Raw genomic sequence first — 13,071 nt, forward strand, 5'->3', positions numbered from 1 at the left:
CGAGCGTATTTCCCGCCGCCGGCCGAACGGGAGGCGTGACTCTTCGAGACTGCTCGCACCCAATCGAGGACGGGATGCCCGTCTACCCGGGAGACCCCGCCGTGGGGGTCGAACCGGCGGCGACGATGGACGCCGACGGCTTTCGCGTCCACCGCCTCGCGCTCTCCACGCACGCGGGTACGCACGTGGACGCGCCGAGCCACCTCGAACCCGGCGGCGCGACGCTCGGCGAGTACGGCGTCGAGGCGTTCCGCTGGGACGCGCGCGTGGTTCACTGCGCCCCCGGACGGAACGGCCGGATTGAACTGGGCGACGTACCGGAGGCCGGCGGCGCGGACGCGGTCGTGTTCGCGACCGGGTGGAGCGACCACTGGGGGACGGACGAGTACCGCGAGCATCCCGCGCTCACCCGAGACGCGGCTGCTCGGTGCGCCGACTTCGAGTATCACGTCGGCGTGGACTGTCCGAGCGTCGACCCGTCCGAGAGCGCGGCGTTCCCGGCGCACCACGAACTCCTCGGCGCTGGCGGCCTGATTCTTGAGAACCTCACGAACCTCGCGGGCCTCCCGGAGCGGGTGACGCTGCACGCGTACCCGCTGCCGGTTGACGCGGACGGCGCGCCCGCCCGCGTCGTGGCGGAGTTCTAGTCGTCAGTGGCGAGCGCCTGCGCGCGCTCGCTCACCGTGCTGCGGCGGTACATGAAGACGAACGCGGCGGTGGCGACGAGGATGACGGCCGCGGCGACGGCGAACGCGACCGGCATCGAGGAGAGGTCGGTGATGATTCCGACGGTGAGCGGACCGACGACCTGCCCGAACTTCCACGAGAGCGAGCGCAGACTCATGCTGGACGCGACGGAGTCGAAGCGCTCGCCCTCGCTGACGAACAGGCTCATGCTCGCGGGGAGGCGGATGCTGTCCGCGACCCCGAGCACGGCGTACGCGCTGAACATCACGGCGAGCGCGCCGGCGTTCGTGACGGTGCCGACGACGGGGAGGACCGCGGTGGTGAGGAGGTCGTTCGCGGGGCCGGCGAGCGGGAGCATCGCCGTGCCGACCGCGTAGAGGAGCGCGCCCGCGACGACGAAGCGGTGTTCGCCGCCGAGGCGGTCGGTGAGGTCGCCCATGTAGCCCTGAAGCACGGTCTTCGCGAGCTTCCCGCCGGCGAGGATGCCGCCGATGACGAGCGAACTCACGCCGAACACGGTGCGGGCGTAGATGGGGAGGAAGAGGATGACCGCCATCTTCCCGAAGCTGAACGCGAGGCGGAACGTGACGAGCGAGCGCACCATCGGCCGGCCGAGCAGCGCGACGAGCGTCTCCCGTCCGGTCGCGTCCGCGGGGTCGGTCATCCCGCCGGGGTTGTCCCGGAGGAAGAGCAGGACGAGCGCGGTCGCGGCGAGCGTCACCGCGGAGAGCACGACGTACGTGAACGTGAAGCCGCGCGCGTAGAGGAGGTAGCCGCCCACGAGGTCGCCCGCCATGCTCGAAAAGGCCGCGACCTGGTTGTAGGTGCCGAGCCAGCGCCCGCGCTCGCCGTCCGGGCTGATTTCGCCGACGACCGCCGACCCCGTGATCCAGAGGACGCTCGCGCCGACGCCCTGGAGGATGCGGACGAGGATGACGTGGACGGCGTTCTCCACGAAGATGAACCCGACGAACACGAAGACGTTGACGAGGAGGCCGGCGACGAGGTAGCGCTTCGCGTTCCCGGTGTCGATTTTGCGTCCGAGCGGGAGGACGATGAGGAGTTGCGCGAGCGCGAACGTCGCGCCGAACAACCCCTCGACGAGTCCCGTGGTGCCGAACAGGTCGGCGTACAGCGCGAGCGCGAGGAGGAGCGTCGAGTACGCCTGACTGCGCGCGAACGCCGTGCCGGAGAGCGCGACGAACTCGGCGTTCCTGAAGAGCGAGAGCGGACTCCCACGGTCTTCGGAGGCGGCCACGAGTACGTGACGCTACCCGCGCGCCCTCCTTAAAAAACGCGTCCGGCGAGGAGTTTGCCTACAGTTCGATGCGTTCGACGAGGCGCTCGCCGTCCCCGCTCGTGTTGACGGCGACGATGCGGATGCTGTCTTCGAGCATCGACCGTTCGAGCTTATCCTTCAGGAGGGTGTCGACCTGGTAGACGCCCGCCGCGTTATGCATCTTGATCTCGACGAGCACGGGCGTGTCGTCGCCGGGTTCGAGCGACACTTCCTGAATCGCCTGACTCGAGATCGTGTTGATGCCGCGGCCGCCGCGCTCGTAGGGAATCCGAGAGCGCCCGCGCTCCATGTCCAGCCCGTCCGCGACCCGAATCACGCCCGCCTCCGTCGTCAGCGGCTCTTCTTCCGTGTGGTGGCAGAGAATCGCGTGCAGGACTTCGGCTTTCACGCGCACCGCGTCCGCCGTCCCGTAGAACTCGGGCAGGAGGCGGTCGAGCAAGTCCGCTGCGAGTGGAATCGAATAGTAGGAGTGGTCGTCGCGGTGGACGACGTGCCCGATGTCGTGCAGGGTCGCCGCGAGCGCGACGATGACCGCCTCGTCAGCCTCTGCGAGCCCCTGATCGCTCGCCCCGTTGAACGCCACGCCACCCGCCTTCAGGAGATCGTACAGCCGCAACGCACGATTCCGCACGATTTCGATGTGCTTCGCGCCGTGGTCGTTGTACCCCTTTCGCGCCACCGGGTTCACGTTCTGCGCCTCCAAGTAGGCCTGAATCTCCTCGTCCGACTCGATGTACGCCAACACGTCGTTCGCTTTCTCGTCCGGGAACGCGTGCTCCTCGCTCGGGTCGTACGCGTGCGTTCCACTCATTTCGCTCATACCTCTGCGTCCGACCGCCGCGCCGAAAAAGACCGCGGGTCACACCGACCCACACGAGCAAAAGGCCTATAATCGGCTATTGGCTACCAATGGGTAGAGATGCTCACTGCACCAGCGTTCATCGGGGGTCTCCCGGGCGGGATGGAGTTCGCGGTCATCCTCCTGCTCGCCGTCCTCCTGTTCGGCGCAAACAAAATCCCGAAACTCGCCCGCTCCACCGGTCAGGCGATGGGTGAGTTCCAGAAGGGCCGCGAGGAAGTCGAACAAGAACTCCAGGAAATCCGCGACGGCGACGCACCCGCCGAGACGGAGTCCGACTCCACTACGGACTCGGACACCGACAAGACGACCACCAACTAACCGACACGGCTTTTTCGGGCGCCCCACTCACCCCGATAGGGGCGCGTGGCCAAGCGGACAAGGCGAGAGGTTCCTAACTTCTAGATCACGGGTTCAAATCCCGTCGCGCCCGTCAAATTCTGAGCGAAGCGAAGTGATTTGACGCACAAGCGGGATTCTGAATCAGGGAGGGCGCGCGCAACGACGTGAGCACGTCCGACGGAGGTACAACTCCCGTCGCCCCGCTCCGGCTCCGAACGAACGTGAGTAGCGGAGCGACGGGCTGGGTAAACGCCATGTCGATGGGTTGTGTAGTGGTGGCGTATGCCTCTTCGTGTGCAGTTGGTTCGGAACGCCACACTCCTCGTCAACGTGGGTGACGTGACGTTCCTCGTCGACCCGATGTTCTCGCCGCCGGGGGAGAATCCGCCGGTGCCGAACACGCCGAACGACCGCCGGAACCCGCTCGTCCCGATGCCCGACGTGGATGTTTCGCACGACGCCGTGGTGGTCACGCATCGGCATCAAGACCACTGGGACGAGGCGGCCGCGGCCGAACTCGACGCCGACGTGCCGCTGTTCTGCCAGCCAGCGGACGCGGACGCGTTCGCCGCGGAGGGGTTCACGGACGTTCGGCCGGTGGACGAGGCGGCGGCGTTCGCGGGCGTGGAGATTCATCGAACGCCGGGACGGCACGGCCACGGCCAGCTAGCTGCGGAGATGGGGCCGGTGTCGGGGTTCGTGTTCGACGGCGAGGAGTCCGTGTACGTCGCGGGCGACACAATCTGGTACGATCCGGTTGCGGAGACGCTCGACCGGTTCGACCCCGAGGTGGTCGTGCTCAACGGCGGAGAAGCACGGTTCGTGGAGGGCGACCCGATCACGATGGGCGTCGAGGACGTGGCCGCCGTTCGCGAAGCGACGGACGCGGCAATCGCCGTCGTTCACATGGACGCGATCAATCACTGCCTGCTATCGCGCGAGGAACTCCGGTCGGCGGCGGACGGCGTTCACGTTCCCGAAGACGGCGAGCGAGTCGGTCTCTAAGGCGGACGCCTCCGGAAGGAGTGACAAAACACGAGCGGGACGCGAACTCGTTAGTCGTCCTCGGTCTTGATGTCCGCGCTCAAGCCCTGGGCCATCTCGATATCCTCGCCCAAGCCCTCGCTCGCTCACGCTCGCTCGCCCTTGGAGATTCCACCAGGCCGGTGGAGATAGCAATCGGATGCGAGAACCGTTAGTCGTCTTCGGTTTTGATGTCCGCTGAGAGCCCCTGGGCCATCTCGATATCCTTCGAATTGTTGAGCGTCCAGGCGGTGCGTTCAGTGACGGCCTCAATAACTTCCCGGGCGCTCGGATACCCGTTCCCCGACTTCTTCACCCCGCCGAACGGCAGATGAACTTCCGCCCCAATACACGGCAAGTTCCCGTACGCCAATCCAACCTCGGCGTTATCGCGGAAGTAGTTGATCTGGCGGTAGTCCTCACTGATCACCGCGCCCGCCAATCCGTAGGGCGTGTCGTTGTGGATTTCAACCCCGCGCTCGATACCACCCGAGTATTCGATCAGCGCCACGTGCGGCCCGAACACTTCCTCCCGAATACACTCGAGATCCGGCGCGTAATCGATTTCGTAGACGAACGGCCCCACCCAGTTCCCGTCCTCGTGGCCATCCGGAATCTCCGCGGCGTCAAGGCTGGTGCGGTCGACGAGCACGCGCGCGCCCTCCTCGCGCGCGCGCTCGTTCCCCGTCTTGATTTTCTCGACGTGCTCGGATTCGATGGCGGGCCCCATGAACGTCGCGTCGTCGAGCGGATCGCCGACCGCGACCTGTTTCGCTTGCTCGACAAACCGCTCTTTGAACTCCTCGTAGACGTCCTCGTGGACGATGAGGCGTTCGCTGGAGACGCAGCGCTGGCCGGTGGTCTTGAACGAACTCATCACCGCGGAGTGCACGGCGACGTCGAGGTCTGCTTTTTCGGTGATGACGATGCCGTTTTTTCCACCCATTTCGCAGGCGGCGAGTTTGCCGGGTTCACCGCCGACTTTGGAGGCGATTTCGTGGCCGACCTCGGCGCTTCCGGTGAAGAGGACGGTGTCGATGCCGTTGTCGTCGACGATGCGCGCGCCGGCGTCGCCGAAGCCCTGCACCATGTTGAACACGCCGTCGGGAATATCGGCGTCGTCGAACATTTCGGCGATGATTTGGCCGCACCAGGGGGTTTGTTCGGCGGGTTTCCAGACGACGGTGTTGCCTTCGACGAGGCTGACGGCCATGTGCCAGAAGGGGATGGCGACGGGGAAGTTCCAGGGGGTGATGCAGCCGACGGTGCCGCGGGGTTTGCGGCGCATGTAGGCGTCCTTCGACGGGATTTCGGAGGGGACGACGTCGCCGTGTGGGTGGCGGGCGTTGCCGGCGGCCCACTCGACCATATGCCAGGCTTCGGTGACGTCCGCTTTTCCCTCGGAGATCTCTTTTCCGCATTCTTTGGTGACGATTTGGCCGAGTTCGTGGTGGCGGTCGCGGAGTTCGTGGTAGATGTCCCAGAGGTATTCGGCGCGGTCGATGTAGGAGAGCGCCTGCCACGTGTTTTCGGCGTTGTTTGCGGCGTCGATGGCGGCGTCCACGTCGGCGTCGGTGGCGCGGTCGAACTCGCCGAGTGTTTCGCCGGTCGCGGGGTTCGTGCTCGCGAACGTCTCCGCGCCGTCGCCCGACACCCACTCGCCGTCGATGTAGTGTTTGTATGGTTCTGCCATTGGTGAGAAGACCACGCATACACCGGAAAAGCCCCGTCCGACCATGGACGGGGTTCGCATCGCGCCGCGATCGGTTCCGAAGCCGCGCCCCGGTATTTAAAACACCGACCATGGTCGCCCGGATCCTTGGTATTCCGTCACACGGATAACCGTCCGGATCGATACAGACACCTATGGCCATCGCCGATCAAAGAACCACGACGCGGTTGACGCTAGACCTCTGGCACCCGAACTGCTGGGCGATCGAAGCGACCGGCCGCACTCCGGGTGGCGTGCTGGCGCACGCGATATACAACTCACCGACGACCGAAGGCGACCACCCGGGAACGGTGCAGGGCCTGTTCACGGCGTTCGGCGACACCGAAGACGACGTGGAACAGCTCCTCGACGCCATTCAGGCGTCCGACCACTCCGGGGGGCTCTCGAAACTCCAAGAGCGGTTCGGTCGCGAACGCAACGCGCCGGGCAACGTCGTCCAGGAGTTCTTCTTGGAGTACGACCCGGACGACATGGTGTGTCCGACGCTGCTCGAACACGGATTCATCCACAGCGCCCCGGTTCGCATCGAGGACGGCCGCGAGGAGTGGCAGGTCTGTTTCGTCGACGACCGCTCGAAGATTCAAGACGCCCTCGACGGAGTCCGCCGGGACGCGGGCGCCGAGGTCACGGTCGACTCGATTACGACGACCGAAAACGCCGGGGGAACCGAACGCGACCGGCGACTCGACACGCTCACCACGCAGCAGCGGGAAGTGTTCGAGCACGCCCGCGCGGCCGGCTACTACGAGTGGCCGCGCGAGTCCTCGACGCGGGAGCTCGCCAGCGATCTGTCGGTCTCGAAGACAACCCTGCTGGAACACCTCCGGAAGGCCGAAGCGAAGCTACTCAATCCGTGAAAGAGAGGGGCGGATTCGTCCCCGCCCGTCAGGGCGGGGTTTTCTCCTTGTACTTCCGTAAGACGGCGAGGCGGACGCCGAGCGCGGTCGAGAACGCGGCCAGGAGCTCTTAGCGCCCGATGACGGCCCGGAGTGCGAACAGGAGGTTCTCCTTGCGCTCGCGGACGCGGCGGTAGAAGTAGGAGAACCACTTCGAGCCGTAGGGGATGTACTGGTAGACCTCGTAGTCGTCGGCGAGGTCGAACTGGGCGTTCTCGCGGACGCCCGTGAGCATCTGAATTTCGAAGGGCGTGCCGTGTTCATCGTGGAGTGTCTTCGCGAGGTCGATCATCCGTGGGTCGTGGCTGCCGACGGCGACGCCGTCCTCGAACTCCTCGAACATGTAGGTCAGATACGTCTCGTAGGCGTCGTTGACCTTCGATTTCTCGGTGTGGGCGAGTTCGCTGGGTTCGTCGTACGCGCCCTTCACGAGGCGGACTTTTCCGGGGAGATCCGCGAGGCGTTCGAGGTCGTCGCGCGTACGCTTGAGGTTCGCCTGCACGCAGACGCCGACGCGACCGTCAGTCTCCGTCGCGTGGCGCTCGTAGGCGTCGAGCGTCACGTCCGTCGTCGGGTGGTCTTCCATGTCGATCCAGACGAAGCACTCGGCAGCGTCGACGATGCGTGCGATGTTCTCCTCGAACGCGGCGTCACTGATACCGAGGCCGACCTGGCTGGGTTTGACCGAGATACAGGCGTCGACGTCGCGCGCGGCGATGTCGTTCGCGAGGGCGATGTAGGCGTCCGCGTCCGCGTCCGCGTTCTCCCGTTTCTCGTAGTGCTCGCCGAGCAGGTTCACGATGGCCTTCACGCCGCGGGCGTTCAGCTCCGCGACGTGGTCTAGTGCTTCTTCGGGCGTCTCGCCCGCCACGAAGTCGCTGGCGATCGGGGGAATCATAGTCACCAGTGCGCACGGAACGAACCTATATCGGAACCCGACCAAATATATCTTGAGTTTGAGCGTCGAAATAAAGTCGATGTGTGTGGGTGGGCGGCGGCGACCCGCCCATGGTAGGGCCGCGATTGAGGGCGGACTGTATTCGATACACTACTGAAGTAACATGCCACGTGATACCATGACGGACGTCGACCGGCGAACGATGATTAAACTGACAGGCGGCGCGGGTGTGGCGGGACTCACCGGACTGGCAGGCTGTTCGACGACCGGCAGCACCGACACTACCACCGAGGGCGGAACCGGCACCGACACCACCACCGCCGACAGTGGAAGTGGCCCGTACAACATCGGGATGGTCGACGCGCTCACGGGGTCGCTGTCAGCGTTCGGCCAGCGCAACCAGCGCGGAAAGGACATCGCGCTCGCGGACGTCAACGCAGTCGGCGTCAACGGACGCGACCTGAGCATCTCCGTCGAGGACTCGGGCAGTCAGAGCTCGGGTGGCGTCTCGGCGGCCCAGAAGCTCGTCAACCAGGACGGCGTTCCGTTCGTCATCGGGGCCGTGGGGTCGGGCGTCTCGCTCGCCATCTACGAGAGCGTCATCCAAGGGACGGACGTCGTTCAGGTGAGTCAGAACTCCACGGGCCTGGGGCTCACCGAGTTCCCGGGGCTCCTCCGGGTATCGCCGACCGGGCGAACACAATCGAGAGCGCTCGCGAACATCATCGCCGAGGACGGCTACGATACCGTGGCGATGACCTACGTCAACAACAACTACGGCTCCAGCCTGGCCGACGCGTTCGCCAACGCGTGGGACGGCACGATGGCCTACAACAACCCCCACGACCAAGACCAGCAGTCGTACTCGGGCGTCATCAGCGAGATGAACAGCTCCGGCGCGGACGCGTGGCTGTTCATCACCTACCAGGCCGAGTTCGCGACGATGGTCAACGAGATGTACTCGAGCGGGTACGACCCACAGCTGTACGGAGCCGACTCCGTCTCGGGCGACAACGTCCTGGAGAACACGCCGGAAGGCAGCATCGACGGCATGAAGGTCGTCGTCCCCTCCGCGCCGGTCGAGCAGCAGAACTACAAGGAGTTCGTCTCGACGTTCGAGAGCGAATACGGCGAGAGCCCGACCGTCTGGTCGGCGTACGCCTACGACGCAGTCGCCATCGCCGCGCTGTCGATTCAGGCTGCCGACGAGTTCACGGGAGCCGCCCTCTCCGACGTCGTCCGTGACGTGACGCGTCCGGAGGGCCAGAAAGCGACCTCGTACAAGGCCGCCCACGACATCCTCGCGGACGGCGGGAGTCCGAGCGATGTCGACTACCAGGGAGTGAGCGGCCCTATCGACTTCGACGAGAACGGAGACCCGGTCGGCTTCCTGCAAATCCAGGAAGTCCGGAACCACAGCTACGAGCGGATCGGCTTCATCGAGTCCTAATCGACAGATGATACTCGACCTCATCGCGAGCGGCCTGGTGTTCAGCAGCATCATCGTGCTCGGGAGCATCGGGCTCTCGCTGATCTACAGCATCGCAGACTTCGCAAACTTCGCGCACGGCGACACGATGACGGTCGGAGCGTACTCGGCGCTAGTGACCTTCGGTGCTGTCGGCGGACTCGGCGGATCCCTGCTCGGTCTTCCCTACGGCTTCTTCGTCGCGCTGGCCGTCGGTATCGCCGCCGCAGCGGTCGTCGCCGTCATCACGGAGAAAGTCGTCTACGCGGGACTGGACATCGGCTCCATCGGACTGCTCATCACGTCGATCGGCATCGCGTTCATCTACCGGGCGGTCATCCAGTTGCGCTTCGGCGCGGGCTTCACCCGGTACGACATCCAGGTGCTCCGCCCCATCGACGCGCTCGTGCCCTACGGCGTCCGCGTCACGCTCCACGACGTCGCCATCGTCGGCTCGGCAGTCGTCCTCGTCACGGGCCTGCACGTCCTCTTGCAGTACACCGACCTCGGGCGGAAGATGCGCGCGATGGCCGACAACCCCGAGCTGGCGCGCGTCAGCGGCATCCGAACCGACCGGGTGAAACTGTGGACGTGGGTCATCGGGGCCGGTCTCGCCGGCGCCGGCGGCGTCTTCCTCGGACTGTTTAGCCGGCTAGTTCCCCGCATGGGGTTCAATCTGCTCCTGATCATCTTCGCCGCCGTCATCCTCGGCGGCATCGGGTCGGTCTACGGCGCGATGCTCGGGGGGTTCCTCATCGGAATGATAAACCAGCTGACGCCGGCGCTCTCGGAGCTCGGCAGTCTGCTCCCGCTCGTGCCCGACGCGTGGGGGATTCCCATCGGCATCGAGTACGCGGACGCCCTCGCGTTCGTCATCATGGTTCTCGTCCTGCTCGTCCGGCCGAACGGCATCGCCGGGGAGGCGACCTGAAATGGGTGTGCGCTCGATCGTCGCCGACCCGAGCGGCTACTGGAACGGACTCACCCGCGCCGAACAGGGCGTAAGCGGCTTCATCGTCGCGTTCGTGGTACTGCTGCTCTTCGGGCTGCTTACCGGCGGGCTCGCGCCGACGTACTTCCTGTTCCTCGTCGGACTCGCCGGAATGTACGCACTCATGTCACTCGGCCTCAACGTACAGTGGGGGTACACCGGCCTGATCAACTTCAGCGTCGCTGCCTTCTTCGGTATCGGCGCGTACGGAACCGCACTCGCCTCGTCGAGTTCCTCGCCCATCGCCGGCGACCTCGCGCCCGTCGTCGGACTGCTCGTCGCGCTCGTGCTCGCGGCAGTCCTCGCGCTCCTCATCGGCATCCCGACCCTCAGACTGAGAGCCGACTATCTCGCCATCGCCTCCATCGGACTAGCCGAAGTCGTTCGCATCATCATCCTCAACGAAGACCAGTGGACGAACGGGAGCGCCGGACTCCGGGGCATCCCGACCTTCTTCGACGGCTGGCCGGTGCTCTCGACGTTCCCACAGACGATGCCCGGCATCGCCATCTCGTGGCTTCCGGGGGAGACCATCGTTCTCCGCCAGTCGTTCTGGCAGGCGACGCTGAACGTCACACTGGTCTTGGCCTTCATCGGCGTGAGCTACTTCGTTCTGAAGCGCGCCCACCGCTCGCCGTGGGGCCGCCTCCTCCGAACCATCCGGGGTGACGAGGATCTCGCGCGGGCGCTCGGGAAGAACACCTACCGCTACAAGATGCAGGCGTTCGTGCTCGGCAGCCTCATCATGGCGCTGGCGGGCGTGTTCTACGCCCACCTGAACCTCTACGTCGGCCCGGGTGACCTCAACCCCATCACGACGTTCTACGTCTGGGTCGCCGTCATCCTCGGCGGCAGCGGGTCGAACCGCGGCGCGCTGTTCGGCGGCTTCGTCATCGTCGCCATCCAGCAGGGAACGCGGTTCCTCAACGACTTCGGGTGGATTCCGTTCGACGTCGCGCCGCTGCGCCTGCTCGTCATCGGCGTCATCATCGTCCTCATCATGCGGTTCCGCCCGGAGGGCGTCCTGCCACCCCAGCGCGAGCTCATCTGGCCGAGCGTCGTCGACGAAGCACCCAAACAACCGGACACTGGCGTTCGTGACGCCAAAGCAGGTGAGAGCGAATGACGGACAGTCAAGCCACGCAGGTCGCCGAAGGCGAATCGAACGACGACGAGCGAACCGCGAACATGGACACGGAGGACGTCGTCCTCAGCGTCGAGGATCTCGTCAAGTCGTTCGGCGCGCTGGTCGCGACCGACCACGCCACCTTCGAAGTCGAACGCGGCACCATCACCGGCCTCATCGGTCCGAACGGCGCCGGCAAGTCGACGCTGTTCAACCTCATCTCGGGGTTCTACGAGGCCGACGAGGGCCGCGTCGAGGTCAACGGGACTGACGTGACCGGCATGGAGCCCTACGAGGTCGCCGAGTACGGGCTCATCCGGACGTTCCAGACCCCGCGCAAGCTCGAGGGCATGACCGTCCGCGAAGCGATGCTGGTCGGGCCACGCAATCAGCCCGGCGAGTCGTTCGTGAAACTGTTCACCGACCCCGAGAGCGTCCGGGAGTACGAGCAGAAGAACCTCGACGACGCCCAGCAGATACTGGAGGACTTCGAGATCGACCACCTCGCCACCCAGCCCGCGACGAAGATATCGGGCGGACAGATGAAGCTGGTCGAACTCGCTCGGGCGATGCTCGCGGACCCGGAAATCCTGTTGCTCGACGAGCCGGCGGCGGGCGTGAATCCGACGCTGCGAAAGCAACTCGCTGAACAGATCCGGCGGCTCAACGAGCAGGGGACGACGTTCCTGCTCATCGAACACGACATGGAGTTCGTGATGAGTCTCGCCGACCCGGTTATCGTTCTCGACCGCGGAAGCGTCCTCATGGAGGGGACGCCCACGGAAGTCCAGAACGACGACCGCGTTATCGACGCGTACCTCGGAGGCTAACATGAGCACGAACGAACCCCCCATCGACGAGACGGCTGCGAGCGGTGACGAGGCGGTGACCGACCACGTCCTCGAACTGGACGGCGTCGACAGCGGGTACGGCGAGGTACAAGTCCTCGACGACTGCTCGATGCACCTGGACTCCGACGAGATCGTCTGCCTCATCGGCCCGAACGGCGCCGGCAAGTCGACCGTTCTCAAGACCGTGTTCGGGATGCTCGACCCGTGGACGGGAACCGTCACCTACCACGGGGAGGACATCGGCGGCATGGCCCCCGAGGAGATCGTCCGGGACGGCATCGGCTACGTCCCGCAGACCGACAACGTGTTCGGGTCGCTGTCCATCGAGGAGAACCTCCGGATGGGCGGTGTCGCCCGGAACGACGGGCTCGACGCGGTCATCGACGACCTCTACGAGCGGTTCCCGCTGCTCGACGAGAAGCGGCGCGCGAAGGCGCGCACGCTCTCCGGCGGTCAGCGCCAGGTGCTCGCGTTCGCTCGGGCGCTCGTGATGGAGCCGGACGTCCTGCTCATCGACGAGCCGTCCGCGGGGCTGGCTCCCAACACCGCACAGGAGGTGTTCGGCCACGTCGAGGCGGTCAACGACATGGGCGCGGCCATCCTGATGGTCGAGCAGAACGCCAAGGAAGGCCTCGGTATCTCCGACCGCGGATACGTCCTCGATCAGGGAACCGTCCGGTTCGAGGGCGAGGCCGACAGCCTGCTGGACGACGACGAGGTGTCGAAGCTCTACCTCGGCGGTGCCTGAACGCCCATCCGTCGTTCCGACTACAGTGCTCCACTCGCTGACCCATTCCGGGCGTGCTATTCGGGAGCGCCCTGCCCTCGATACGTGACCGCCCTCCGCAAGTACGCGTTCGCACTCGGCCCGCTCACTGCGGCCGCCCTCTGGGGCGGG

13 protein-coding genes and 1 tRNA gene are annotated in these 13,071 nt (G+C 65.7%); 10 read left to right on the forward strand and 4 right to left on the reverse strand.

The features are described 5' to 3' along the window. The first annotated feature begins 35 nt into the window (after positions 1-35). Positions 36-647: a cyclase family protein gene (locus tag FQU85_RS11085; protein ID WP_145847886.1), complete on the forward strand. Its 612-nt coding sequence runs from the start codon at positions 36-38 to the stop codon at positions 645-647. On the opposite strand, the gene FQU85_RS11090 is transcribed toward FQU85_RS11085, so the two are convergent. Next, the gene (locus FQU85_RS11090) at positions 644-1,945 is read right to left on the reverse strand and encodes an MFS transporter (protein WP_145847888.1); all 1,302 of its coding nucleotides are present in this window, start codon (positions 1,943-1,945) and stop codon (positions 644-646) included. The genes FQU85_RS11085 and FQU85_RS11090 overlap by 4 nt on opposite strands. Before the next feature lie 58 nt (positions 1,946-2,003). Beyond that, positions 2,004-2,807 carry an HD domain-containing protein gene (locus FQU85_RS11095; RefSeq protein ID WP_145847890.1) on the reverse strand — a complete coding sequence of 268 codons (804 nt, stop codon included), beginning with the start codon at positions 2,805-2,807 and terminating at the stop codon, positions 2,004-2,006. 99 nt (positions 2,808-2,906) lie between these two features. On the opposite strand from FQU85_RS11095, the gene FQU85_RS11100 reads away from it, so the two are divergent. The 3 genes from FQU85_RS11100 to FQU85_RS11110 all read left to right on the forward strand — a co-directional run bounded on the left by FQU85_RS11100 (position 2,907) and on the right by FQU85_RS11110 (position 4,193). Next, positions 2,907-3,167 (forward strand): twin-arginine translocase TatA/TatE family subunit, encoded by a 261-nt coding sequence (locus FQU85_RS11100; protein ID WP_145847892.1) that lies wholly within the window; start codon positions 2,907-2,909, stop codon positions 3,165-3,167. A gap of 39 nt (positions 3,168-3,206) precedes the next feature. Further along, a tRNA-Arg gene (locus FQU85_RS11105) sits at positions 3,207-3,279 on the forward strand. Between the two features lie 191 nt (positions 3,280-3,470). Then, positions 3,471-4,193 (forward strand): MBL fold metallo-hydrolase, encoded by a 723-nt coding sequence (locus FQU85_RS11110; protein WP_145847894.1) that lies wholly within the window; start codon positions 3,471-3,473, stop codon positions 4,191-4,193. 190 nt (positions 4,194-4,383) lie between these two features. On the opposite strand, the gene FQU85_RS11115 is transcribed toward FQU85_RS11110, so the two are convergent. After that, positions 4,384-5,904, reverse strand: a complete 1,521-nt coding sequence (locus FQU85_RS11115; RefSeq protein ID WP_145847896.1) for an aldehyde dehydrogenase family protein — start codon at positions 5,902-5,904, stop codon at positions 4,384-4,386. A gap of 173 nt (positions 5,905-6,077) precedes the next feature. Here FQU85_RS11115 and FQU85_RS11120 point away from each other — a divergent pair, with 173 nt between their 5' ends. Then, positions 6,078-6,800 (forward strand): helix-turn-helix domain-containing protein, encoded by a 723-nt coding sequence (locus FQU85_RS11120; protein WP_145847898.1) that lies wholly within the window; start codon positions 6,078-6,080, stop codon positions 6,798-6,800. 109 nt (positions 6,801-6,909) lie between these two features. Here the strand turns inward: FQU85_RS11120 and FQU85_RS11125 are convergent, their stop codons facing one another. Continuing rightward, positions 6,910-7,737 (reverse strand): proline dehydrogenase family protein, encoded by an 828-nt coding sequence (locus FQU85_RS11125; RefSeq protein WP_145847900.1) that lies wholly within the window; start codon positions 7,735-7,737, stop codon positions 6,910-6,912. Between the two features lie 178 nt (positions 7,738-7,915). Here FQU85_RS11125 and FQU85_RS11130 point away from each other — a divergent pair, with 178 nt between their 5' ends. The 5 genes from FQU85_RS11130 (at position 7,916) to FQU85_RS11150 (ending at position 12,921) form a co-directional block, all read left to right on the forward strand. Next, the gene (locus tag FQU85_RS11130) at positions 7,916-9,187 is read left to right on the forward strand and encodes an ABC transporter substrate-binding protein (RefSeq protein ID WP_240792426.1); all 1,272 of its coding nucleotides are present in this window, start codon (positions 7,916-7,918) and stop codon (positions 9,185-9,187) included. A 7-nt stretch (positions 9,188-9,194) separates the two neighbouring features. Continuing rightward, positions 9,195-10,136, forward strand: a complete 942-nt coding sequence (locus tag FQU85_RS11135; protein WP_145847903.1) for a branched-chain amino acid ABC transporter permease — start codon at positions 9,195-9,197, stop codon at positions 10,134-10,136. Position 10,137: 1 nt separating this feature from the next. Then, positions 10,138-11,322 (forward strand): branched-chain amino acid ABC transporter permease, encoded by a 1,185-nt coding sequence (locus FQU85_RS11140; RefSeq protein WP_145847904.1) that lies wholly within the window; start codon positions 10,138-10,140, stop codon positions 11,320-11,322. 62 nt (positions 11,323-11,384) lie between these two features. Continuing rightward, entirely contained in the window at positions 11,385-12,152 is a 768-nt protein-coding gene (locus FQU85_RS11145; RefSeq protein ID WP_206022108.1) for an ABC transporter ATP-binding protein, read from the forward strand. A gap of 55 nt (positions 12,153-12,207) precedes the next feature. Then, positions 12,208-12,921, forward strand: coding sequence for an ABC transporter ATP-binding protein (locus FQU85_RS11150; RefSeq protein ID WP_206022109.1), 714 nt, complete (start codon positions 12,208-12,210; stop codon positions 12,919-12,921). The last annotated feature ends 150 nt before the right edge of the window (positions 12,922-13,071 follow it).

Source organism: Salarchaeum sp. JOR-1, from assembly GCF_007833275.1.
Classification (GTDB): Archaea; Halobacteriota; Halobacteria; order Halobacteriales; family Halobacteriaceae; genus Salarchaeum.